Origin of the sequence: Flavobacterium psychrotolerans (genome assembly GCF_003097635.1) — a bacterium.
In the GTDB taxonomy this organism is placed as follows: domain Bacteria; phylum Bacteroidota; class Bacteroidia; order Flavobacteriales; family Flavobacteriaceae; genus Flavobacterium; species Flavobacterium psychrotolerans.
The window spans coordinates 1-24,736 of the sequence record NZ_QCZI01000026.1 but is presented as its reverse complement, the minus strand read 5'-3'; the positions used below and the strand labels follow the sequence as shown (position 1 = coordinate 24,736).

Below are 24,736 nucleotides of genomic sequence, written 5' to 3'. Positions count from 1 at the left end.
TAAGATTCTTCACTTCCAAAATTTGCTGTAAAACGGAATAGATTCATCGTTTTTTTTATCAAATTTAATGCTTTTAATAAATTATGGATAATTAAGGACAATCAAAATAAATATCACTATTTTTTTATTATTTGTTTAAAATCAGAAAATCTACGCAAACGTTTTCTTAATTTTAAAAGGCTTAAAGATGGTGATTATGACAATTATCATGTTTAATGGTTATATAATTTCTAATTTTGAATAAGGAAATTTAAGGAATATTAACTAAAATTTATATTATGTTTGAATGGTTTAAAATATTATTCACTCCGACCGAAGAGCCGGAGATGACACAAGCGTTAATTGTTTTATTCTTGGCCATTAGTGTTGGTTTTTTTGTAGGAAGAATCAAAATTGGCAGTGTGTCTTTAGGAGTATCTGCTGTAATGTTTGTAGGTCTTTTTTTAGGACATTTAGGATTTAGCATGAATGCCGAATTAATTCAATTCGTTCGAGAATTTGGTTTAATTCTATTTGTTTATGGAATCGGTATTCAAGTTGGGCCATCTTTCTTTTCTTCTTTCAAAAAAGAAGGATTGATTTTTAATGCTTTGGGAGTTGGAACCGTATTTTTAGGTGGAATAATCACCTATTTAATCCATTTATTAGCCAATGTTAAAATTGAAAATGCCGTTGGATTAATGTCGGGTTCGGTTACAAATACACCTGGATTAGGAGCAGCAAAATCTACTCTTATTGAAATTCAAAAACAATTGAACCTTCCTTTGGATCACTTTTCAGACCCTACAGTTGCTTATGCTATTACTTATCCAATTGGGGTTTTCGGTATTATCCTTATTATTATTTTGGCAAAAAACTTTTTGAAAATTGATTTATCAAAAGAAGCTGTTTTACTTAATGAAAAAAATAAAGATTCTGAAAACAAAATCGTTCATCAAAAATGTAGGGTTACCAAACCTGAAGTTATAGGAAAAACTATCAAACAGGTATTCAAAGAATTTCATATTGATAATGTAATTATCTCCAGACAAAAACAAAGCGGAACAAGGGTGGTATATTCCCCTTCATTAGAATCAATTATAAAAGAGAAAGACGTTTTGATGGTGGTGGCTAAACAAAAAGATATAGATACATTTATTGATATTGTCGGAAAAGTTTCAACAGATTTGTTGATAGAATCTCAAGATGATGTTACAACAAAAATACTTAGTGTCACTAAAAAAACAGCTACTCATAAAACATTGGCACAATTGGATTTGTATAATCAATACGATGTTAAAGTTACTCGTGTAATACGTTCTGGATTAGAAATCTTAGCGCAGCCTTCCTTAGAACTTTATTATGGAGATACCTTGATGGTAGTTGGTGAAAAACATGCCATTCATGAAGCGGAAAAAATTATTGGAAATTCAAAAAAAATACTATTAGAGCCCGATTTCCTTTCTCTTTTTGGCGGATTGATTTTTGGAGTTATTATTGGTTCAATTCCTATTATGATTCCTTCTTTGCCTGTTCCTTTAAAATTAGGATTGGCCGCCGGACCTCTTATGGCTGCTCTATTCATTAGTAGATATGGCGGTGTTGGAGTAATTCACTCCTATATTAATAACGGCGCAATTCATTTTATGAAGGATTTTGGAATTTGTCTATTTTTTGCAGCTGTGGGTATTAAAGCAGGTCATGGTTTTTATGATAATTTTATCGGAAACAACGGATGGATGTGGATTTATTACGGCTGCTATATCACCCTGATCCCGTTAACGTTATTAGTGTTAATTAGTAGATTTGTATTTAAACTTAATTTTTACCAAATGGTTGGTATTATGAGTGGTTCTTATACAGATCCTGCGGCATTAGCTTTTAGTACCAAATATTTAGATTCTGACATCCCTAACCAATCTTATGCAACGGTCTACCCTTTGGTAACAATTAGCAGAATATTGGTAGCACAATTGCTCATTTTATTATTTGCCAGTTAGCGTTGAATTTGATGCTATTTATTCAAATAAAAAAGGATGCCTTCATCAAGACATCCTTTTTTGCTTTTTAAATAATCCGATATTCTCTAATCGTTATCCGATTTCTCTGCAGTACCACTGTTTTGTTCTTCCGTTAAAACTGTGGCATTAGCTCTAATTTCGGTGTGGCGAATTTCTCCACCCGAAGTACCTACTTCTTTTGCAAAAAATACTCCAATAACAGCAACAATAACAGCCAATAAAGAAACTAATTTTGCTTTGGCATGGTTTATTATATTCAAATACAACCCCACTAATGATATTGTTCCCAATACATAGAGCAAAATGGCTAAATTTTCAGCCAATTCCTCATGCTGGTGGATGATTTGTTTCCCCACCGACGGCATGTCTTCAACTGCTTCCTCTGCCCCTTCGCCTGTGTACATACTAAAGGCGGCAAATACTGCCGCAACTATAAATAGTACGTAAGCAACGTTCTTTACGGTATTGTTTCTCAAAACCTGTCCCATAATTAAAATGCCTAATCCAAAAATCGTCCCGATAATTGGAAAATGGTTTACAACCAAGTGTAAATGTGCGTCGTTCATCTTTTTTTGTCTAAAATTTAATATTTATTTGAAAATTGTAATCTAATTATCCTGCCAAGGAAACACCTATCAATGATCCTATTCCATAAGTTACTGCCGCCGCGGTCAATCCAAAAGCTACTTGTCTCATTCCTGAAAACAAAATGCCCTTTCCTGTCAGTAAGGTTATGGCTGCTCCAATACAGAAAAGTCCAATTACGCTACTGCAAATACTCAATAAAATAGCATTTTTACCATCTAAAATCATAAAAGGATACAACGGAATAATTGCTCCGATAGAAAAAAGTACAAAAGAAGCAATTGCGGCTTCCCAGGCTGAACCTCCTAATTCTTCCTTGTCAATACCCAATTCCTCAGTAATAATGGCGTCTATTGCAGATTGAGGATTTTCGAATGCTGTGTCGGCCAGTTTTTGGGCTTCCAGAATGCTCATTCCTTTAGCTTGATATAACAAAACTAATTCTTTTTTCTCTTCCTCAGGAGAAGCTTCAAGTTCCTCTGTTTCTAGTTCTATTTGGCGCAAATTTAATTCTCTTGAACTTTGTACCGAAAGCCATTCGCCTAACGCCATAGATATTGCTCCTGCCATCAAACCTGCTATCCCTGTCAATAAAATCGTATTATTAGATACTGCAGCTCCTGCAACACCCATGACTAAACTCATATTAGAAACCAAACCGTCATTTGATCCTAAAACGGCGGCACGCAAAGCATTTCCTCCGACGGATTTGTGACGACTTTCAAATTTAGAGAGTAATCCACCAGAAACATTTAGCGCTTTATTTTTGTTAACCGCTTCAATAATGTTAAGATGATTGTGTTCAAAACCTGTCGGTTTTTCACCATTTTCAATTTTATTTTTTATGGAATTTACGGCAAATTGCTTTTCGATACTTGACAAATTACTGATGATGGAACTGTAACCAAAAACTTTTCCTAATTTTAATTGAAATTTTGCTCTCGAAGATGGCAAAGGCATTGCATATTTGGAATCATAAGTCAGTACTTTATCAAGCATGTGTTTGGCGTGACCTTTTTCTATTTCGGCTAAACTTTGTAAGACTCTGGTTAGATTGTCATCCGATTGAATGGCAGCGATGCTATCATACAAAAAAGCGGTATCGACTTCGGTTTGTAATTGGCTTTTTAATTTATTTAAATCCATGTCAATTTTTTCTTTGTTAGCAGCTAAGTAGTTTTAATTTTAGACTTAATTTCTTACTCCATATTTCAGTAAAGACATGTAAATATACATTTTCATATTTAAATTTTATAAATATTTTTCTATAAAAATGATATCAATCACTCCAATTTTATCGTTTTTAAAATTTTTAGTTTATTTTTAAAAGTATGAACCAGAACTTGAATTTACAAACCAAGAAAAAATTACTAATAAATCACACGAACTTACTCAGACATTTAATAAAATTGGTATATACAACAAAACTAAAGAGATAAATAAGTAATTGAGGTATACATTTTTTTTTAATAAATTTTATCTAAAAACACAAAAAACCTCGTTTAAATTCATATAAACGAGGTTTTTTTAAAATTATGGTTGGCTTTTAGGCCGATAAACTTTCTTTATTTAGCTTTTCTGTTTTCTAATATTTTCTTGAAAGAACGACCCCGAATTTCATCTAATGTTAATCCTGTTGCCAACACTTCATCTTCAGTAATTGCACCACTATTTAAAGCTCGAAGAAAGTAGTTTAACAACCCTTGTCCTGTCGCCGCATCATCAAAAACATCCCCAATTAAAGTAGCACGGGCCGCTTTATCTACAAAGGTTTTTAAACGATCCACGGCATCGTCATAACTTTCTAAAAAGAAGGCATAAACCGCAGCATAACGCATCGGAAATTGGGCAGGATTCAAATCCCAACCTTGGTAATACCCATTCCACAATGAGTGACGAATATGGTCGTATCCTTTTTTCCAAGCTCTGTGCACTACTTGACGGTTTTCTTCCTCTTGCGTTGGAGTTAAATCGCCTCTGTGTGGTCCAATAGGCATCGTGTTTGTAGCTCCGTCGCTCAACCAAATTCCGGTATGTGCCAAAGCTACTTTAGTAACATGATGCGCAAAATCACAAACAGGGTGATCCATTTCTTGGTATTTCGCTGTGATGCTACAACTTGCCGTATAATCATAAGTACCAAAATGCATGGCAATACAACGTCCTTGGGCGGCTTTTATAAATCGGTATAAAGGATTGGTTCCGTCAATGTCCATGATGGCTTGCGTGGTTTCGACCATCATTTCCATTTTTAAAACTCCTTTTTCCAATCCCAATTCTTCCTCTAAAATAGTAAAGAAATTGGCCAAGGTTTCTGGCTGTTCTGGAATGGTAACTTTTGGTAACATGACCACAAAATTATCTGGTAATTTTCCGTTGGTTTCTTTTACCAAGGTGCTTACAAAAATATCTAATGTTCGTAAACCTCTTTCTTTCATTTCTTCGGTAAACGGTTTAACACGAATACCTATAAATGGTGAAAGTGTTTTTTCTCTCATCCCCTTAGCTACTTCTTTAGCAGTCGATACGGCCGTTTCATCCTCTTCTTCATTGCTTCGGTTTCCGTAACCATCTTCAAAATCAATTCGGAAATCTTCAATCGCTTCCGATTTTAATTTCGCCACTACTTTATCATAAATGCGTTTGCTGAAATCGTTTCCACCAGTCAAACCAAAGGCTTTTCCAAAAACCTCATGATTGGGTGCGTAGGTTTCTAATATTTCTAAAGCTCTGTTTCCCAAAGCAATGGGCGCATCCGACTTAAAAAGGTTGGCACCTCCGTATAAAGTATGCACGGGCTGGCGGTCGCTTCTATCTCCTTGGTAAATTTCGTTAAATGCGGTATTCGCTTGACTTAAACTATGGAACAATTGTTCTTTTTTTGAATTTGGTATGGTCATATTATCTTAAATTTTAATTTTTTATTGTCATTGCTATTGTCATTGCTATTGAAAATCAACTTCCTCTATACGTGCTGTATCCAAAAGGATTTACCAACAGTGGCACATGATAGTGCGTTTCATCAAAAGTAGTAAATTGAATTTCCACTTCTGGATAAAATGTTTTTATGTTTTGTTGTGCATAATAATTTCCCGTGTCAAAAACCATTCTATAGGAATCTGGTTTCAGTGCTTTTTCTTGTGGCAATAAATCGGGAATTCTTCCATCGGCATTGGTAATTCCTTGGGCTATGGTTTGCCAAACGTTATTTCTTTTGGCTTGCAATCGTATCGAAATGTTTGAACCTGGCAATCCCACCGAGGTATCTAAAACGTGAGTGGTAATTTGGCTGACTTTCAAAAAGTCGAAATTCCCTTCCGTTAGTAATTTTTTAAATCGAATAATGGAAATTTTTTGTTGTTCACCCATGGCAATGTGCAACTCTTCTTCTGCCGAATTTTTCAATCGGTCTAAAAGGATTTGTAGCATTTCCGTTGCTGATTTTCCTGTGGCGCAAACGATAAAAATAAAACCATTCTTGTTTTCATAATCGGTATTGGCCTGAGCTAATGCTTCAATCGTTTGGGTTGTTGCAACGGCAACTCCGGCTTGTTCCTTTCCAGCAAATTTTTCGGTTAGACTTTTTACATCTCCAATTTTTGGGTGATGGGTAAAGGATGCTCTCCAATCGGTTTCCGAACATTCGTCATACCAAATCTTGGCAGATAAATCGACCAAATCTTTTTCTGAAACAAAAGGAAAACGGGACATCATTGCAGATGCCCAAGTTTCTGAACCACAACAAGCAAATAAATGGTTGTAGGCCGTTTGTTTATCTAAATTATTAAATTGGGATAGTGTCATATTTATTTCTTAGAAATGTAAATTTAGGGTAAAATTAGTTTACCGCAAATTCGCAAATTAGTGTTTTAGATTATGTATTGCAGATATAATGAAACCCTTCTGCCTTACTAAAAAACATAGTTTTATATAGTTTTATTCATCATCTTTCATTGAATCCCAAAAATCAGAATCCATTTTTTTAATTTCAATAGTTTGTTCAACTTGCATTCCAAGACCATAATTATAAATATGTTCAGCAAGTTGATTTCCGTCAATTAACACTAAAGTTGTCATTCCGTTTAAATTAGCAACATATTCAATTGCACCTTTTGAATAATAAGATGTAGTTATAAAAACACCTTTATTAGATTGAGCAACCGCTAATGCTCCAACAAATTTTTGGATTTCCTCTCTACCAATTACTGTATCAAGTTTATATCTTTTAGCTTGAATATGAATTCTCCCAAGCCCTAAAACATCTTCTTTAATTATTCCATCAATTCCGCCATCATTAGATGCTTTTGTCACTAATCCAGAATCTTTTATTTCACCTCCATAACCCATTTTTTGTAATAATGAAACAACAAGCTTTTCAAATTCTGTTGGAGTTTTGCTTAAAATAGTATTTAAAATATCTGTATAGACTGATTTTCTAATATTTGAAAAGGAAGCATATAATTTCTCTTGAGGAGTTAAACCATCCGAAGTATCATCTAACTTAAATTCTTCTTGAGTTATCTTTTTACTTTGCCTACTTGGTTCTCTTTTTGCTAATTGTTTTTCAATAAAATCATCTATTTTATTTGGAGTTTTTAGTAATTCAAATCCTGTTTCATTGATTTTATACATTCCTCTTTTTGGTTTATCTAAAAGACCCGCCATATTCAAGTAACTTAATGCCCAAGAAACTCTGTCGTAAAATATGTGACCATTTCCAGATGGGTAAACTTCATTAACTTGAGTTTCGGTTAAATTAAAATGTTTTGCAAGAGGTTCTGTAAAATCACTTAATTTCATGGTTCCATTTTTCTTTAATAATTCTAGAACAGGAATCCTTATTTCATCGTGTTTTGGTATTGACATATTTTTTCATTTCGTTATAATTGCAAGCAATTCATTTATTTGCGGTCTATTTCAAACTCGCTCCTTGTTCTATCCAGCATCGAATAACATCTCTTTCTTCTTGCGTAATATTGGTTTTGTTATTCTGAGGCATCGTTTTAGAAATAACTACTCTTTGCATAATTAAATCTTTTTTCTTTACAATTTCCTCTGGAGTATCATACATCACACCGTTAGGAGCTACTTTAAAAACATCGTCTGTTGGTGAAGCCGAATGACATTGCACACAACGTTTTTGCACAATGGCTTGTACTTCTGCGATGCTAACTTCTTTTTTACATTCGTGAGGATTTGTACTTGGTGCAGTTATAAAACAAGCAGCTAAAAGAATGGCTACTGAAACTGGCAAAATCCAAACATTGAGTTGTTGTTTTTCTTTTAGATTCAAATAATGCTTTACTCCCGCTGCACCTAATGAAATGATTGCCAAAATAAGCCAAGGATATTCAGAACCAAAGGTTGACGGAAAGTGATTGCTGACCATGACAAACAAAACAGGCAACGTAAAATAGTTGTTATGCAACGAACGGGCTAATGCTTTTTTACCCAAACTTGGATCTAAAGGCAATCCTTTTTTGGCTGCATTTACCATAGCTTTCTGCGATGGAATGATGACAAAGAAAACGTTGGCAACCATTATTCCTCCTATCATGGCGCCAAAATGGATATAGGCTGCTCTTGGACTAAAAACATGGCAATAGAAGTAGGCGAAAGCAATTAATATTGCAAAACCAATGATGGAAAATGCCAATTGATTTTTGATTAAACGGGATTTACACATCAAATCATATACAATCCAAGCCACCACAAAAGAACCAACGCCAATCAATATTCCCTGTGTTGCTGTAATGTCTAAAATATTCTTGTCTATCAGAAAGGCCGAAGCATTAAAATAATAGACCACAAACAACAAACAAAATCCTGTAAGCCAAGTAAAATAAGCTTCATATTTAAACCAATGCAAATGTTTCGGAATGGTTTTTGGGGCAACTTTATATTTTTCTAAATAATAGAAACCACCGCCGTGAACCGCCCAAAGATTCCCAGCCAATTCATCGCGAACATCATCAGTTCTATTTAACGCATTCTCCAGAAATACAAAATAAAACGATGCGCCAATCCAAGCAATTCCAAAAGTAATGTGCATTAGTCGAATGACAATATTCAGCCATTCCATCATGTGACTTTCTAAAGGACTTCCTTTTACCAATAAATAAGTATTGACAAGAATCCCAACAATCATCAATAATATACCTGTATAAATATAATTTTGGCTGGTATTTTTTATTTCTTCATCCTCTTCAGAAGCCTTGTCCGATTTACCAATTTTAATCTTCGGCATTTTATAAGACAAATACCCCAATGTTAGTAGAACGCCAAAGTAAACAACATATAATACGACTAAAATAAATGTGTTTATTTCCATTATTTACTGATTTTACCAAAGATTCTTAATCGGCTAATTCCTCCGTCAGGGAAAATATTTAACCTAATATGTGTTATAGGATTTAGCGCATTTATTTCGAAAACAAATTCATGTTCATTGTCTGCGCTCAACTTTTGTTGTGGTAAAAGGGTTTGCCAATTGGCATTTTCAACATTATTATTTTCAGAAACACAGGCTTCGATAGAACAACTGTCTGGGTAATTTCCTTTAAAGTGACAGGTATCAACCACTATTCTGTCCACTGTTCCTTTATGGGCTAGTTTTAAAATTACCCAATCGCGATTATTGGGCGTTCTATTTCTTTTGGTTTCCCAACCGTCTCCCATGTTAGCACCACGATTTGGCATGATTAAATTACTCATGTCGCTAAAGAACATATCGTTACAGGCAATCGCTTGTCCACCATTAATGGCAGCGGCTAAATCTATTTCCTGTGAGGTGGAAACGGCATCCCAATTTTTGAATACTTCTCCATAAACACGAAACCTTGCCACACCACCATCAGGATAAATATGCAAACGAAGGTGGGTAAAAATTTCGTTACTTAGAGATTCGTAGAAATTTTGAGAACCCGCATCCAAATGAGATTTTGACAGAATTTCTTTCCATGCTACAGTGTCCCAATCGGTAATTCCATCAGTATTTGTAAGATTTACAGCCTCAATAGACGCATGTGGCGGATGATTGCCTAAAAAGAAGTTCGTATCAATATCAAATCCCGTAATTTTACCAGAAGTAGCCAATTGAATCACTGCCCAATCGTGTCCGGGAATTCTTTTTCTTCGGCTTTCCCAACCGTCCATCCACTTTCCTCTTTCCGTGTATTTATCTGTAATAAAAACACCTCGGGTTGGCGCAATTAAGTTTTCTTTTTCGGCAAAAAAATCATCTGTTGCAAATAACACTTTTCCGCCTAATCGTTCAGCGGCCAAGTCAGTAAGTTGCGTAAATGCAGGTGATTCTTTTATAATTTCTGTTACTTTTGTAAAAGCCATTGTCCTTTATTTTTATTTTTAATTGATTGATTTTTATATACAGTTTCTCCATTTACGATGGTTTCGAGAATGACACCACTAAGATTTTGATTGATATAAGGGCTTATTTTATGTTTGAAAAAGATAGCTTCTTCGGTAATCATTTGACTTTCCTTTGGATTCCAAATCACAAAATCGGCATCTTTTCCCACTTCAATAGTTCCTTTAGAAGCTGCTTTTATAAAATGAGCTGGTTTTGAGGTAACTAGCGGGATAAATTGTTCTAATGTCATGGTGTTTTTCAAAGCAGTCCACGAACCATTAAGCAAAAACTGAATCCCAGCTATACCTCCCCAAGCTTTTTTTAGATTTCCAGTGTCGATTTCTTTGATATTTGGAGGTGCCGGTGAATGATCGGTAGTTATAAAATCCAAAACCCCCGTAAGGAATGCTTGTTTTAATTGCTCATTATTCGCTTTTTCTCTAATGGGAGGCGCACACTTATAAATAGTATTTGCATCAGGAATATCCTCTGCATTAAAATAAATGTATTGCGTGCATGTTTCTGCCGTAATGGGCAAACCTTCATTTTTAGCTGACTCAATTTTAGATAAAGCCTCCGCCGAAGCCACATGAACAATATGCACCTGACATTTATGTTTGCGACACATTCTAATCATTAAATCGACAGCATCGTTTTCCCATTGTTTTGGTCTGCTGGCTAAATAATGTTGGTAGCTTGTTGGGTTTTCATCAAAATCGCCAGCAACCTCACTATCGTATAATTCACAATGCGCTAATAATGGTACGTTGAATTTAGCAATAATTGGCATTGCTTCTTCTAAATCTGCTTCGGTTACATTAGGAAATTCATCAAGTCCTGAATGTGTCAAAAAGCATTTCACGCCTACAACTCCTGCCTGAAACATCGCTTCTAAATGTGAGGAATTACCTGGGACAAGTCCAGCATAAAAACCCGCATTTACATTCAATTTCCCTTTAGAAGCTTCTAGTTTTTCTTTAAAATTTGCTAAAGTAGTTGTAACAGGACTTGCATTCAATGGCATATCAATAATGGTCGTTGTACCACCAGCCGCCGCAGCTTGTGTTGCCGTTTCAAATCCTTCCCATTCTGTTCTTCCTGGCTCATTAACATGAACGTGAACATCTATAACACCAGGCATTAAAATGGCATCCGCCATGTTTTCTGCATCATTTTGTTTTTCGTAATGAATGGCAGTTATACTTCCATTATTAAAACATACTGTTGCCCGTTGTAATTTATTATCGACCCAAACTCTATTACTATATATTTTTCTTTCTTGCAAGGTGTTTTATTTTTAGTACAATTTTACTTTGAGGGCAACAAATATAGTTTTAAATAATAAAATCACAATCAATGATTGCTTAATTATTAGAATTCAATACTAAAAAAGTTAATTAATTGCGATTTTTAACACTTATAAGTTGTGATGCCACACTGATGGCAATTTCTTGAGTCGTCTCGCTTTTGATATCAATACCTATTGGCGCATAAACTTTTGAAATTTGGCTCTTGTCATAACCGTCAGCAATCATATTTTGAAACAATGTTGCAATTTTTTCTTTGCTTCCTAACATTCCAATGTATCGAAAATTTTTGTTAATCAATCGCCTGATGATAACATCATCGGTTCTGTAACCAAACGACATGACGACCACATAAATTGAATCTCCTTCAGGGATATAGTTTTCTATCTCTTCAAAAGCAACAGTTTGTTTAGAATGGGCAAAAGTGTTCATCATCATGGTGTTCAAGTTTTCTCTGTGGTCAAGGACATGAATTTCAAAATCCATATGCGAGAGTACTTCACTCAATGCCAAACCCACATGTCCTCCACCAATAATGTACACTTTTTGAACCAACGAATTTTTCTCTTCAAAATACCATGCTAAAGTTTCTGTATCTTCAATTTTAGAATCAATTCCAAGATTTGAATAGCTTATCGTAACATTATCTTGAGTTATAATACTATCTATCGTAGGAAGACAGTCTGTCGTAATATCATAGAAAGCAATCGTTTGACGACCTGAACATATCATCCCCGATTGATCTGCAGGAGCTGATTTATCATGAATTTGATGTTTAATAAACGGTTCAAAAGAAGTTTTAGTCAATAATCTTTGAGCATAATCCACTAACTTATGTTCCATGATGCCACCGCCAATAGTACCGAACATTTGATTCTTAGTCACCAACATTTTGAATCCTTTTCTACCGGGACTACTGCCTTCATTGGCAATTACAACCATCAGGACGAATCGTTGTTCCTCTTGAAGTACCTGTTGCGCTTTTTTATAAAAATCTAAAACCATTGATTGTTCATTGAATAATAAATTGCTATAAAGCAAGATTACCGAAATATTGGCTTTTTATTAAACTCTAATTTAACGTTCTGGTGCTTGTTACAGTTACGATATATTTATCACTAACTTTTCCAAGTACAAAACTCCTTTTGAAAAATCCGCAAGGTTTTCTGGAGAAGCTACAGCTTCGTAGTCACTCCAAAATGTCGTTGCCGTAGTACTATTCTCACATAACTTTTCTTCAAGTTATAGCAGTTTTTTTAGTAGTTTTTTTTTTTGTAAATTCGAAAATTACCTAATTTATTTGATTTCAGCACCTTCCTTATTAATAAAAAAGGAAATTCTATTTAGCCTGACAGATGCCTTTCCGTTTGAAAATGATTGTGCAAGGTCGTATTTAAAATCAATCGCAACATCTCCGCTTGAGTTTAGGTAGCCATAATGCACTCCATCATAAGCACAAAGAAGCCCTTCACTAAATTCTCTTGTTCCAACATATTTTACTTTCACCATTTCATATCCATACCTATTTATAAATCCATAAAGTCCATTTGATTTTGAACGGACTTTAATAAATCCAAGCTCATTAAATTTAAATTGATCAAGTTCGTATTTTATCAAAACTTTTTCTTTAGTTTCTAAGTCTAAGGTATAATTATCGCCACTAAGATTCACTATTACAAATCCATCGAATGGGCTTGAAAAATTATCATAAATTGGCTCTAATAGTTCTTTACCATACTTATCAAATATTCCGTTTTTATCTTTTATAGTTACAAATATTCGCCCGTCAGTTTCAATCACCAGCAAGTCATATTTTAAAGGAATGATTTCCTTCCCCATTTTATCTATTACTCCATATTTGATATTATTAGGAATACGGTTATCAGGGTCGAGCATTCCATTTTTATCCAAAGCATTATTTTTTGCGACCTGCACTTTAGCTATGCCGTTAGAAAAATTTTCCACTTGAATATGAAAGACATCTCCTTCTCCTTCAGGAAATGTATATCTGCAAGCATATTTAAGTTGAATTATTATTTTCCCCGTCTTATCAATATACCCATATTTCCCATTTAGACTTATGAACGCTCGATCTTCATGAAAGTCACCAATAGCATTATATTTCGCAGGAAGAATAACTTTTCCTTTGTTGTCTTTAAGTCCATAAAATGTATTTGTTTTATTTTTTTCAGAAAAGATAGAAAGGTTCTGTGCAGATATATTAATACTTCTTAAAAGAATAAATGATAATAAAAAGATCTGCAATAACGATTTACATATATTAGTTTTCAACATTTTTAAAAAATTTCTGTTTGCCACTTTCATTTGATATCCAATTTAAGTTTTATGCTTACTTTATTCGGTTTTCAGCTTCCCCGTTTATTTTATGTAAAAGTTAATTTCTTATGACCAACTTGACATTAAAAACATCACCCCGAGTATGACGCACAACTACCGTCTTCTATACAAATCCATCAACACTTTCTCAGGTGTATAGGGAGCATTAACCGCTAATTCAACATTTGGATTAAAAGCTTTAACCGCATCTCGAATTGCGAAATAAGCACCAAGACCATACATTAAAGGCGGTTCTCCAACTGCTTTGGATTTGTTAATGGCTAGCTCATGACCTTCAGTTTCCAAATGTTTAATATTGATTTCTTTTGGCACTGAATAAATATCTGGCACTTTATAAGTGGATAGTGCATTAGAAACCAATCTTCCTTGCTCGTTGTAAATAATTTCCTCAAGAGTCATCCATCCAATTCCTTGGACTAGACCCCCTTCTATTTGACCATTATCAATCGTTGGATTCATACTCTTGCCAAAGTCATGCACAATGTTTACGCTATCAAAATTGTAAGTTCCTTTTAAACAATCCACGGTTACTTCATGAATAGAAGTTCCATAAACATGGTACGCAAACGGGTGTCCTTTTTCTTTCGATTTATCATAATGAATTGTAGGAGTGGCATAATGTGAATTCTCACTTAAAGCTACCCTTTGAACAAAAGCTTTCATGATTAAATCTTGCCAAGTGATTTCAGTTTTGGTTTCGTTAGCAAAAACCATTTCTTCTTTAAGTTCTATAATTTGATCCGTATATTCTTTTTGAGCCACTGCTTTCAGTCGTTCCAATAAAGCGACACACGCCATCTGCAAAGCTTTCCCGTTAAGGTCAGCACCAGCACTAGCAGCTGTTGGCGATGTATTAGCCACTCGAAGTGTATTAGTAGATTCGATTCTAACACGAGAAGGTTTAATTCCTAAAGTTTGAGTTACAATTTGCAACATTTTAGTATTAACGCCTTGCCCCATTTCGACCGCACCAGTGCTTACTACAACGCTTCCGTCATGATAAATGTGTACCAAAGCACGTGCGTGATTCATCATTGTATTGGTAAAAGAAATTCCGAAACATATTGGTTGAATGGCTAATCCTTTTTTATAACGAGAATTAGATTCATTAAATAATTTAATTCTTTCCTTTTGAGCCTCATAATCAAAACTGTCCATACAAGCATTCCAAGTAGGATGTGCTTGTGTTTGTTGTAGAATTTGGCCATAAGACAATTCATTTCCATCGACAACCAGGTTTGTTTTTTGTATTAATGCCGGACTCACTCCTAAAGCTTCTGCGGCTTTAACAATAGCTGCTTCAATAACAAATTTCCCTTGAGGGCCACCAAATCCACGGAAAGCCGTGTTAGGAGGTAAATTGGTTTTACAACTGAATGCTTTCGCGAATACATTCGGAATGTAATAGGCGTTAGTGGAATGAAATAAGGTTCGCTCCATCACCGCTGGAGACAAATCGGCAGCAGCTCCTGCATTTTGATAATGAGTCACCTCGTAAGCTAAAATCTTTAAATCTTTGCTCAATCCTATTTTGAAATCGGCAGAATACGGGTGTCTCTTCCCCGTCATGCGCATATCATCCATTCGATGCATCGCCATTTTTACTGGCTTATGCAAAATCTGGGTAGCTAAGGCCACCATAACAGCCCAAGGAGTAGCTTGGTCTTCTTTACCTCCAAATCCTCCGCCTAAACGAACAGTATCAATTTCGATTTTATGCATAGCAATACCTAAAACCCTAGCTACCATTCGCTGAACAGCAGTTGGGCCTTGGGTAGAAGATGACACAATGATACTTCCATCTTCTTTGGGGCGGGCATAGGCTCCTTGCGTTTCTATATACAAATGCTCTTGTCCGTTAACGTCGGTTCTGCCTTCAAAAACATGAGCGCATTCTTCCCAAGCTTGTGTTGTGTTTCCAAGGGAAAAAGATCTTGGTGGCATGATGAGTTTATTTTGTGCATGGGCTTCTCTTGCATCCGTTATGATAGGCAACTCTTCATAAGTAACCTTAATCAATTTGGCAGCTTGTCGGCAATGGTGTTCTGATGTTCCAATGATTAATGCGATAACTTGTCCTCTAAAATGGACTTCGCCATCGGCAAATAAAGGTTCATCAGGTAGAATTCCTCCTATTTGATTTTCTCCTGGAATATCTTTGGCTGTAATAATTCGAATAATTCCAGTTCTATGTATAGCCTGAGTATAATCGATAGCAGAAATTTTTGCATGAGCAACGGTAGCATCAAATGGTAATGCGTATAACGTGCCTTGCAATTCCTGAATATCATCCAGATAAATGGATTTTCCTTTTACGTGATTGTGTGCATCAATATTTATCATACGAATATACTATTTGTATTTTTATGGAATATGGTATTCGCTCTATCTTCATTAGTGTTTGTTTGCAACAAACGTGTCATCAGTGGCGATTTCATATCAAGTCATTCATTTTTATTGTATCCGAAAAAAGCATAATGAAATGGGCAAAAAACAATTGACGAGCCAATAATCTTTTATACTCTACTGTACCTCTAGCATCACTAATAGGCGCTAGCTCAGATTGTAAAACTTGTTCTGCTTCTAGAATTACTTCGGTTGATAAAGTTTTATTGGTAAGGAACTCGCATGTTTTTGATAGGTATTTTGGAATTGGTCCAACCCCACCCATCGCACCATGTGCTTCAATAATTATATTTCCTTTTGTTTTAATAGTAAAAGCTGTATTTACACTCGCAATATCTAAATACTGTCGCTTGCAAACTTTTTCAAAATTAAATTGACTTTCAGAATTTGGCAGTTCAAAAGTGATTTCTGTAATAATTTCATCTTCCGTTTTATTGAGGACCTTATAGCCTAAATAAAATTCTTTTAGTGGCAATTGACGCGATTCATTTTCCTTATTGGTCAATTTAATCTTTGCATTTAATGATAATAATAGAATTGTAAAATCCCCAATAGGCGAACCATTTGCTAAATTTCCGGCAATAGTTCCTATGTTTCTAATGGGAGTTGAAGAAACCAATTTTAAATAGTTATACCAATTCGGAATAGCTTCCAAAAGTGTATCATTTGTTATCAAATCCGAAACCGTAACTGCTGATTTCAAAGTACACCAAGAACCTTCAAAACTGATTCTATTCAATAAGCTTTTATCAAACAAATAGTTCAAATCCATGTCGTGTAATTCGTCATGCTTTTGAACATATAAATCTGTTCCACCCCCTATAGGAATTTCGCCTTCGGTATTGTATTTTAGATTAAAGTCTTTTAAACGGTCTTCGATTTGCAAAAAATATTCAGGGATAAAATCATTTTCTACCAACCAAGATATTGGATGTTTTTGATCCTTGTTTTGTAATTGTTCCGTCAATTTTGCCGTGGCTCGTTCTATAGATTTGTATCCCGTACAACGACAAATATTGCCATCGATAGCGCTGATAGCACCTTCTAAATTAGGGTCTTTACTGGTTAAAGCATAGCCACTCATAGAGTTTACGAATCCTGGCGTACAAAATCCGCATTGGGTTCCAGAGCAATCTACCATGGCTTGTTGCGCCTGATTGAGTTTACCTGGAAGGTTTAATCCTTCGACCGTTACGACATGCTTTCCGTGAACATTTGGCAGAGGCGTAAGACAAGAAGTAGCACTAATGTACTCTAATTTGCCTTCTTTCAACGAACCAATTAATACGGTACAAGCGCCACAATCGCCCTCACGACAACCTATTTTGGTACCGCGTAAATTTTCATCATAACGGATAAAATCCAGTAACGTAGTGTTTCCTGGATTTTGCTTATGAATGACTTGTTGATTTAAAATAAATTGAATCATGAAAAATTATTAGGAATCAATATTCGATTTTGTTGATGCTTTGGGACCAGATTTTAAAAGCCTCTAATGCCTCTTCGCGCATCATTTGAACGGTTTCTAATTTTCTATTTTGGTACGGAATCTCCAATTCTTCGTAAATAAATTGGTCGTCAAATTGAATGTCAGCTGCATCTTTTTTGGTATTTGCAAAATACATTTTATCAGGTCTAGCCCAATAAATGGCTCCCAGACACATCGGGCATGGTTCGCAACTGGTGTATATTTCGCAACCATCCAACTGAAAAGTACCTAATGCCGCACAAGCATTTCGTATAGCAACCACTTCAGCATGCGCTGTTGGATCATTCGTTGAAGTTACTCCATTAGCGCCTCGGGCAATGATTTTACCATCTTTAACGATAACAGCACCAAAAGGGCCTCCTTTGCCAGACGTAACATTTTCTATTGACAGGCGAATGGCTTCCTGCATAAATTCATTTTGTTTATTTGAACACATGGTATTATTTTAGGGGCGTAAATATATGTAAAAATTTGAAATCCTTTGCATCTTCATCATTTTATAGCGCAAATACTTCATAAATTTAACAATTTTTCAAAACAATCATTATTCCGCATTGTTTTTGATCTTTTTTCTTTAGCTCTAGATTGGAAACCAACTTTGAACAATATTCTTCAGTTTTTCATTCTAAATCTGAAATATAATAAATCAAATAGAACACTCAAAGGGAAAACAAAAAAATCTGTCCTATGTCATAAAAAAAGGGTTCACTTTAATTAAAAAATGCAAACCCTTTTTTATTTAGGTCAATTTCAAAAATAAATAACCGTAAAGCTTCAAGCAAAAGCTTGTATTTATTTTTCTAATTCTCTAATGTAATTTACCAATTTCCAACGTTGTTCTTCTGACAACAATCCTTCATAGGATGCCATTGGCGGATTACCCTCTGTAATTTTCCAAAAAATAGCCCCATCTGCCTGATTTACAACATTGAGAGCAAGGAAATTCGCTGGTTTTTGCTCTAAACTTAGACCGGCTTCTCCATTACCCTTTCCTTCCAAACCATGACATAAAACACACATTTGATTAAAAATTTTCTTTCCCTCTGCGGTAGCGCTTACATTACCTTTAAATGGATTTACTAGACTTTTTGAATATTCTGGGGCAGCCCACTTACTACTCTGAGCAATGATGCTAGTATTAACCATAATTATCAATACAATTCCCATCAAAATTGAACATCTATTTTTCATTGCAAAATAATTTAAATTTAGTATCTCAAAGTTATTCTTATTTTATGAAAAAATCAATGATATTTATCATAAATAAACTACAAATTAAATATATTTATTCATTCTAATTAACCACGTCCAATATTGATTTTAAAGCAAATTAGGATAATTTATTGAAAAATCTGTAAATCAATTATTATATCGTTAGGGAAATTGGTTTTACAACTATTTTTTAAGCTCAAAAGGGTTAAATTAACTTAAAAACAACTAAAAAAAACTAGATTCTAAAAAATTAACACTTCATTTGATTACATTTGAATCCTTAAATTCAAAAAAATGTACAAAACTATTTCCTGCCTATTTACACTTTTTATTACTTTTAACAGTAATGCCCAAACAAAAATATTATTTGATGCTACAAAAGCACAAATGGCTGGCAATGCAGATTGGGTAATTGATGCCGATGCACATAACATATTTTTCAATAGTACGACTCACCTACCATATACCAGTAATGGTATTGGGGCATCTAATCCGCAAAGAATGCCGACTCCTGCACAATCTGGAATTACAGCCAGTACACCCGAAACATATTGGCAAGGTTCATTGTCCTATTGGGCAATAGATTGCGTAAAAAAAGGCTATACTGTAGAATCTTTACCTTTTAACGTAGCCATAACTTATGGTAACGTAAACAATCCACAAGATTTAAGTAATTATAAAGTTTTTGTAGTGGATGAACCTAACTCTCTGTTCACCGCTGCCGAAAAAACCGCTATTATTAATTTCGTGAAAAATGGCGGTGGATTGTGTATGATTTCAGATCACGATGTTTCAGATAGAAACTTTGACGGATATGATTCCCCACATATTTGGAATGATTTAATGTCAGATAATACAGTTCAAAACAACCCATTCGGAATTACTTTTGATTATGCCAATTTTTCTCAAACTTCATCTAATGTAGCAAGTATCTTAACAAACCCTATTCTGCATGGGACAGCTGGAAATGTCACCCAAGTTAAATGGACAAGTGGCACTACCATGACTTTAAATACAACAAATAACAGTACTGCTTTAGGACTAGTTTTTAAAACTGGTTCCTCTAAAACCGGACTATTAAATACAATGATTGCATCAGCAACCTATCAAAAAGGAAAAGTAGTAGCCATTGGAGATAGTTCTATTCCAGACGATGGAACTGGAGATTCAAACGATGTTTTGTACGACGGATACATCACTGACGCAGCCGGTAATCATCAACGATTATTGATGAACTCTATAATTTGGTTAGCTACATCCAGTACGCTCAGCGTTGAAAATAACAGTTTGAGCCATTTCAATTTTTCGGTTGTTCCAAATCCAATACAGAACAAAGAATTGAAAATAAATTATACGCTTTCAGAAAATGAACCCATAACCGTTTCTATTTTTGACACTTTAGGGAGAACAACTAAAACGTATTCCTATTCAAATAATGAAATGGGATTCAATACTAAATCTATTTCTTTAGACAACTTAAATGCTGGCATTTACTTTTGTAAAATAACTACTGCTAGCTCATCAAATAGTTTACCGTTTATAATAAATTAAAAGTTTATTCCGGAGAAACCACATCCCCATCCCATTGCATAAAACCGCCTAATAAGTTGTATGCGTTTTCAAAACCTAATTCATGCATGATTTCGCAAGCTTTTGCACTTCTTGCTCCAGAGCGACAGTATACATAATAATTTTTTGATTTATCCAATCCCTCAATTTGAGAAACAAATGCTTGGCCTTTGTTTATGTCAATCATTAAGGCATTTGGAATAATTCCTTCGTTACACTCATCTTCAGTTCTTACATCTAATATCACGGCATTTGCATCCTCTTCCAGTTGTGCAGTCCAATCTTGTTGTGTCAAATTCATAACTTTTCTTTTTTATTCAAAAATAGTATTTTTAATTAAAAATAATCTTAAAAAATCAGAATTGATTTTTAACAAAAAAATAACATAACATTTGTATGTACAAATAAAAATAATGTTACATTTGTACATACAAATTTTGTACTAACAATTATGAAAATTGAAGAAGCGATAAAATCGAATGTTGAAATGGATAATTCAAAAAAAGTGGTATTAAACATAATTTATACACAAAATGTAATCAATGACCAATTCCATGAAATCCTAAAGCCATATGATTTGTCTAGTGAACAATACAATGTGATGCGAATTTTAAGAGGACAAAAAGGATGTCCCGCCAACATGTGCGTTATTCAAGAACGGATGTTAGCAAAAACAAGCAACACTACCCGATTAGTAGATAAATTGCTTTTAAAAGAATTTGTAACCAGAGAGGTTTGTCCTGAAAATAGAAGAAAAATTGAAGTACTAATTACCCAGAAAGGATTAGACGTTTTGTCTGAATTAGATCCGAAAGTAAACGAACATGAAAAAAAATTCTCTCAAAATTTAACTTCTGAAGAACTGGAACAATTAAACTTCCTATTAGAGAAATTTAGAAAACAATAATTAATAATAAAACAACTAAATACAATGAGTACTTTTCTTGAAAATCAAAACTGGCGTTATGCCACAAAAAAATTTGATGCAACTAAAAAAATATCAAAAGCAGATTTAGATTTCCTAAAAGAGTCTATCCGCATGAGTGCTTCATCTTATGGATTACAACTCTACAAAGTCATTATTGTGGAAAACACAGATGTAAGAGCAAAACTGCAAGCGGCAGCCTGGGGACAAAGCCAGATTGTTGAGGCTTCCCATTTAATTGTTTTTGCAAATTATACCAAAGTTGACGACGAGGATATTAATGAATATATAGACAATGCCTCAGAAACGCGTGGAATTCCAGCAGAATCACTTTCAGGTTATGGCGATTTCATGAAAGGTTCGCTAAAACACAAATCGGTTGAAGAAATAAATATTTGGAACCAAAAGCAAACTTATCTAGCACTTGGCAATTTACTAAATGCTGCTGCCGAACTAAAAATAGATGCAACGCCAATGGAAGGTTTTGTTCCAGCTCAATTCAATGAAATCCTAGGCTTAGACAAACTTAATTTGAACGCATCCGTTATAGCAACAATTGGTTACCGTCATGAAGAGGATGCCACACAACATCATAAAAAAGTAAGAAAATCAAACGAAAATTTATTTATCACATTATAATCACTAATCCACAAACATTAAAATTAAAACTATGAAAAATTTAAAAACAATCGCAATCGCTCTATTAGTAGCATTTTCAGCAGCAACAGCTACTGCACAAACAAAAAAAATTGACGTTACTAAAAGCACTGTAAATTGGCTCGGAAAAAAAGTGACGGGTCAACATGAAGGAACAATCAATTTAAAGGAAGGTTCTTTGATTTTCAAAGGAAAAAAATTAAAAGGAGGTACTTTCACCGTTGATATGACTTCAATGACCAATACCGACATGAAAGCCGGAGAAGGAAAAGAAAAACTGGAAGGTCACTTGAAATCAGCTGATTTCTTTGGAACTGACAAATTTCAAACTTCAACTTTAGTTTTCAAAACTATCGCTGCCAAGGGAAAGAATGTATATACTGTTACGGCTGATTTGACTATCAAAGACAAAACAAACCCTGTAACTTTCGACATTACTGTAAATAAAAATACAGCAACTACAAGCTTAAAAGTTGACAGAACTAAATATGACATCAAATACGGTTCAGGAAGTTTCTTCGATAACCTTGGTGACAAAGCAATTTCAGATAATTTTGATTTAACGGTTTCATTAAAGTTCTAAAATTCACGAATTGGATATAAAATTTAACCTTTACAATTTATTGTAAGGGTTATTTTTTTTTTGAGATTATAGCAAACATTTAAAATGTTAATAATCATAGATCAATTATAACTTTAAGCGCAATATTTCGTAACTTTAGTACCCCATTGAAATCATTTCTAATCTATTTTTAAATGTAATGCCATTCAACTTACTAAATATATTTGAATTGGTATTGTCAAAAAATTGAAATTTTCAACAATTAAAATGAAATGAAATGAAAAAAATTGTTTTTGTAATGTTAGTATTGTTTGCCGCTACAACAATTTCAGCGCAAACTAGGAAAATGAACATCCAAAAAAGTGTCATCACTTGGACTGGGAAAAAAGTGACCGGTGAGCATGTAGGTACCATTACCATAAAAGAAGGTGCGTTGATTTTTAAGAATGGTAAGGTTGTTGGAGGCAGTTTCGTGGCCGATATGACTACACTCAATAACATAGACCAATCAGGAAAAGATAAATTAAAACTAGAAGGACATTTAAAATCTTCTGATTTCTTTAATGTTGAGGCATTTAATACTTCCCTACTAGTTTTCAAATCTATTGCCGAAAAGGAAAAGAATCACTATGCCGTCACTGCCGATTTAACCATTAAAGGCATAACAAATCCCGTTAAATTTGATCTTATGACAAAAGAAAACTCGGCTGTTGCCAAATTAACTGTTGACAGGACAAAATATGGCATTCAATATGGATCAGGAAGTTTTTTTGATGATTTAGGAGATCGCACCATTTATGATAATTTTGAATTGAATGTCGATTTAAAGTTTTAAACGGTACGAAATTTACATGTTCACCATTCATAGATTTGTAAAAAACAGTATTCCTGAAAAAGCTTTTGCCTCCTAAAATAAGGAAGCAAAAGTTTTTTTATAATTTAATATAAGCCCTCAATTGACAAATAACGTTCTCCCGTATCGTAATTAAAAGTCAAAACAACGGAACCGTCAGGAATAGAATTCAGCTTTTTTGCAACCGCTGCAAGGGAGGCACCCGTTGAAATCCCCACTAAAATTCCTTCTTGTTTTGCTATACTTCTGGCATATTCAAAAGATTCCTCTTTACCTACCTGAATCACTTCATCAATTAAATTACTTTGATAAATGGAAGGCACAAAACCAGCTCCAATTCCTTGCAAAGGGTGTGGTCCTGGAGTTCCTCCGCTCAATACGGGAGACAATTCAGGTTCTACAGCAATTACTTTTAAATTAGGGAATTTTGCTTTTAAAACTTTTGCCACACCAGTAATGTGTCCGCCTGTCCCCACCCCTGTAATAATGTAATCCAATCCATCCGGAAAATCGGAGATAATCTCTTGTGCAGTCGTTCTTTCGTGCACTTCAACGTTTGCAGGATTATCAAATTGTTTTGGAGACCAAGCATTAGATGTTTCTAAAACTAATTCAGCAGCTTTTTCGATAGCACCTTTCATTCCTTTTTCTCTGGGAGTCAACACAAATTCTGCTCCGTAAATTTCCATTAGCTTTCTGCGCTCTATACTCATAGATTCTGGCATTACAAGGATAACTTTATATCCTTTAACGGCTGCTACTAAAGCCAATCCTATTCCTGTGTTTCCGGAAGTGGGTTCAATAATTACACTATCCGAATTCAATAATCCTTTCCGCTCGGCATCTTCTATCATTGCTAATGCAATTCTGTCTTTAATGCTACTTCCCGGATTTGATTTTTCTAATTTTATCCAAACCTTTTTTGCGCTCCCAAACAACTTGTTTATTTGCACAACAGGTGTGTTTCCAATGGTCTCCAAAATGCTATTTGCCTTCATTGATACTATTTTTATGGTTGTTTTTATATTTTGAATGTTTCCATTAAATAGGTTAATGCAACATGATTCAAAACTCAACGTAAAAGTATCAAAAAAAGCATCAATTTCATGTCCATTTGCTTTTGTTTATAATAAATATTGATTGTCCGTTTTCAGTCATAACCCTGTAATACTAGCTATCAATAGCCTGTCAAATAATTTTTCTTCAAAATATCGTCTATTAAGTTTATAAACGAACTCGTTAAGGTATAACTGGAGATATTTTCCTTTAATTTTATGAAAATTACCCAGAAAATTCCTTTTAGTATTACTAATTGCAATATGAACCCATCTAACGGATAATAAAAATTTTATAAAATAGAGCTAATTATAACCCGTTGGGTGTAATTATTTGAAGTAGAAAATATTGGCTAGATATTGGTCAAGATACTGAAATTCAGTATCTT

Annotated in this window: 22 protein-coding genes and 1 pseudogene; 6 read left to right on the top strand and 17 right to left on the bottom strand. The window is 34.3% G+C overall.

Annotated elements, in window-relative coordinates; all coding sequences use genetic code 11:
* The first annotated feature begins 278 nt into the window (after nucleotides 1–278).
* Nucleotides 279–1,979, top strand: a complete 1,701-nt coding sequence (locus DB895_RS13765) for a putative transporter (protein WP_116725944.1) — start codon at nucleotides 279–281, stop codon at nucleotides 1,977–1,979.
* 86 nt (nucleotides 1,980–2,065) lie between these two features.
* On the opposite strand, the gene DB895_RS13760 is transcribed toward DB895_RS13765, so the two are convergent.
* The 14 genes from DB895_RS13760 to DB895_RS13695 all read right to left on the bottom strand — a co-directional run bounded on the left by DB895_RS13760 (nucleotide 2,066) and on the right by DB895_RS13695 (nucleotide 18,705).
* Nucleotides 2,066–2,566, bottom strand: coding sequence for a hypothetical protein (locus DB895_RS13760; RefSeq protein ID WP_116725943.1), 501 nt, complete (start codon nucleotides 2,564–2,566; stop codon nucleotides 2,066–2,068).
* 46 nt (nucleotides 2,567–2,612) lie between these two features.
* Complete coding sequence (locus DB895_RS13755) at nucleotides 2,613–3,731, bottom strand: VIT1/CCC1 transporter family protein (protein ID WP_116725942.1); 1,119 nt, start codon at nucleotides 3,729–3,731, stop codon at nucleotides 2,613–2,615.
* A gap of 419 nt (nucleotides 3,732–4,150) precedes the next feature.
* Nucleotides 4,151–5,485: a DUF6986 family protein gene (locus tag DB895_RS13750; protein ID WP_116725941.1), complete on the bottom strand. Its 1,335-nt coding sequence runs from the start codon at nucleotides 5,483–5,485 to the stop codon at nucleotides 4,151–4,153.
* A gap of 55 nt (nucleotides 5,486–5,540) precedes the next feature.
* Nucleotides 5,541–6,389, bottom strand: coding sequence for a 2-oxo-4-hydroxy-4-carboxy-5-ureidoimidazoline decarboxylase (uraD, locus tag DB895_RS14395; RefSeq protein WP_208012192.1), 849 nt, complete (start codon nucleotides 6,387–6,389; stop codon nucleotides 5,541–5,543).
* 132 nt (nucleotides 6,390–6,521) lie between these two features.
* Nucleotides 6,522–7,451: a restriction endonuclease gene (locus DB895_RS13740; RefSeq protein ID WP_116725940.1), complete on the bottom strand. Its 930-nt coding sequence runs from the start codon at nucleotides 7,449–7,451 to the stop codon at nucleotides 6,522–6,524.
* Between the two features lie 46 nt (nucleotides 7,452–7,497).
* Nucleotides 7,498–8,916, bottom strand: a complete 1,419-nt coding sequence (locus DB895_RS13735) for a urate hydroxylase PuuD (RefSeq protein WP_208012189.1) — start codon at nucleotides 8,914–8,916, stop codon at nucleotides 7,498–7,500.
* The gene (gene alc / locus DB895_RS13730) at nucleotides 8,916–9,932 is read right to left on the bottom strand and encodes an allantoicase (protein WP_116725939.1); all 1,017 of its coding nucleotides are present in this window, start codon (nucleotides 9,930–9,932) and stop codon (nucleotides 8,916–8,918) included. Before alc ends, DB895_RS13735 begins: the two co-directional genes overlap by 1 nt.
* On the bottom strand, nucleotides 9,914–11,239 hold the full coding sequence (gene allB, locus DB895_RS13725) for an allantoinase AllB (protein WP_116725938.1): 1,326 nt from the start codon (nucleotides 11,237–11,239) through the stop codon (nucleotides 9,914–9,916). The genes alc and allB overlap by 19 nt, the downstream gene beginning before the upstream one ends.
* 112 nt (nucleotides 11,240–11,351) lie before the next feature.
* Entirely contained in the window at nucleotides 11,352–12,266 is a 915-nt protein-coding gene (locus DB895_RS13720; RefSeq protein ID WP_116725937.1) for an XdhC family protein, read from the bottom strand.
* A 291-nt stretch (nucleotides 12,267–12,557) separates the two neighbouring features.
* Nucleotides 12,558–13,586, bottom strand: a complete 1,029-nt coding sequence (locus tag DB895_RS13715) for a WG repeat-containing protein (protein ID WP_116725936.1) — start codon at nucleotides 13,584–13,586, stop codon at nucleotides 12,558–12,560.
* A gap of 126 nt (nucleotides 13,587–13,712) precedes the next feature.
* Entirely contained in the window at nucleotides 13,713–15,962 is a 2,250-nt protein-coding gene (locus DB895_RS13710) for a xanthine dehydrogenase molybdopterin binding subunit (RefSeq protein WP_116725935.1), read from the bottom strand.
* Between the two features lie 91 nt (nucleotides 15,963–16,053).
* Nucleotides 16,054–17,454, bottom strand: a complete 1,401-nt coding sequence (locus DB895_RS13705) for an FAD binding domain-containing protein (RefSeq protein ID WP_116725934.1) — start codon at nucleotides 17,452–17,454, stop codon at nucleotides 16,054–16,056.
* Nucleotides 17,455–17,470: 16 nt separating this feature from the next.
* Entirely contained in the window at nucleotides 17,471–17,950 is a 480-nt protein-coding gene (locus DB895_RS13700) for a nucleoside deaminase (RefSeq protein WP_208012187.1), read from the bottom strand.
* Nucleotides 17,951–18,306: 356 nt separating this feature from the next.
* Nucleotides 18,307–18,705, bottom strand: a complete 399-nt coding sequence (locus tag DB895_RS13695; RefSeq protein WP_116725933.1) for a c-type cytochrome — start codon at nucleotides 18,703–18,705, stop codon at nucleotides 18,307–18,309.
* Nucleotides 18,706–19,020: 315 nt separating this feature from the next.
* Here DB895_RS13695 and DB895_RS13690 point away from each other — a divergent pair, with 315 nt between their 5' ends.
* Nucleotides 19,021–20,277 (top strand): T9SS type A sorting domain-containing protein, encoded by a 1,257-nt coding sequence (locus DB895_RS13690; RefSeq protein ID WP_116725932.1) that lies wholly within the window; start codon nucleotides 19,021–19,023, stop codon nucleotides 20,275–20,277.
* Between the two features lie 4 nt (nucleotides 20,278–20,281).
* On the opposite strand, the gene DB895_RS13685 is transcribed toward DB895_RS13690, so the two are convergent.
* The gene (locus tag DB895_RS13685) at nucleotides 20,282–20,596 is read right to left on the bottom strand and encodes a rhodanese-like domain-containing protein (protein WP_116725931.1); all 315 of its coding nucleotides are present in this window, start codon (nucleotides 20,594–20,596) and stop codon (nucleotides 20,282–20,284) included.
* A 150-nt stretch (nucleotides 20,597–20,746) separates the two neighbouring features.
* On the opposite strand from DB895_RS13685, the gene DB895_RS13680 reads away from it, so the two are divergent.
* The 4 genes from DB895_RS13680 (at nucleotide 20,747) to DB895_RS13665 (ending at nucleotide 23,274) form a co-directional block, all read left to right on the top strand.
* Nucleotides 20,747–21,202: a MarR family winged helix-turn-helix transcriptional regulator gene (locus DB895_RS13680; protein WP_116725930.1), complete on the top strand. Its 456-nt coding sequence runs from the start codon at nucleotides 20,747–20,749 to the stop codon at nucleotides 21,200–21,202.
* Between the two features lie 24 nt (nucleotides 21,203–21,226).
* A complete protein-coding gene (locus tag DB895_RS13675) occupies nucleotides 21,227–21,859 on the top strand; it encodes an NAD(P)H-dependent oxidoreductase (protein ID WP_116725929.1) in 633 nt (210 codons plus the stop codon).
* Nucleotides 21,860–21,890: 31 nt separating this feature from the next.
* A complete protein-coding gene (locus DB895_RS13670) occupies nucleotides 21,891–22,460 on the top strand; it encodes a YceI family protein (protein WP_116725928.1) in 570 nt (189 codons plus the stop codon).
* Between the two features lie 256 nt (nucleotides 22,461–22,716).
* Entirely contained in the window at nucleotides 22,717–23,274 is a 558-nt protein-coding gene (locus DB895_RS13665) for a YceI family protein (protein WP_116725927.1), read from the top strand.
* A gap of 104 nt (nucleotides 23,275–23,378) precedes the next feature.
* Here DB895_RS13665 and cysK read toward each other — a convergent pair whose 3' ends face one another.
* Both cysK and DB895_RS13655 read right to left on the bottom strand, forming a co-directional pair.
* Complete coding sequence (gene cysK, locus DB895_RS13660) at nucleotides 23,379–24,290, bottom strand: cysteine synthase A (protein ID WP_116725926.1); 912 nt, start codon at nucleotides 24,288–24,290, stop codon at nucleotides 23,379–23,381.
* A gap of 156 nt (nucleotides 24,291–24,446) precedes the next feature.
* Nucleotides 24,447–24,629, bottom strand: a pseudogene (locus DB895_RS13655) (transposase); the annotation flags it as partial.
* Nucleotides 24,630–24,736 lie beyond the last annotated feature (107 nt).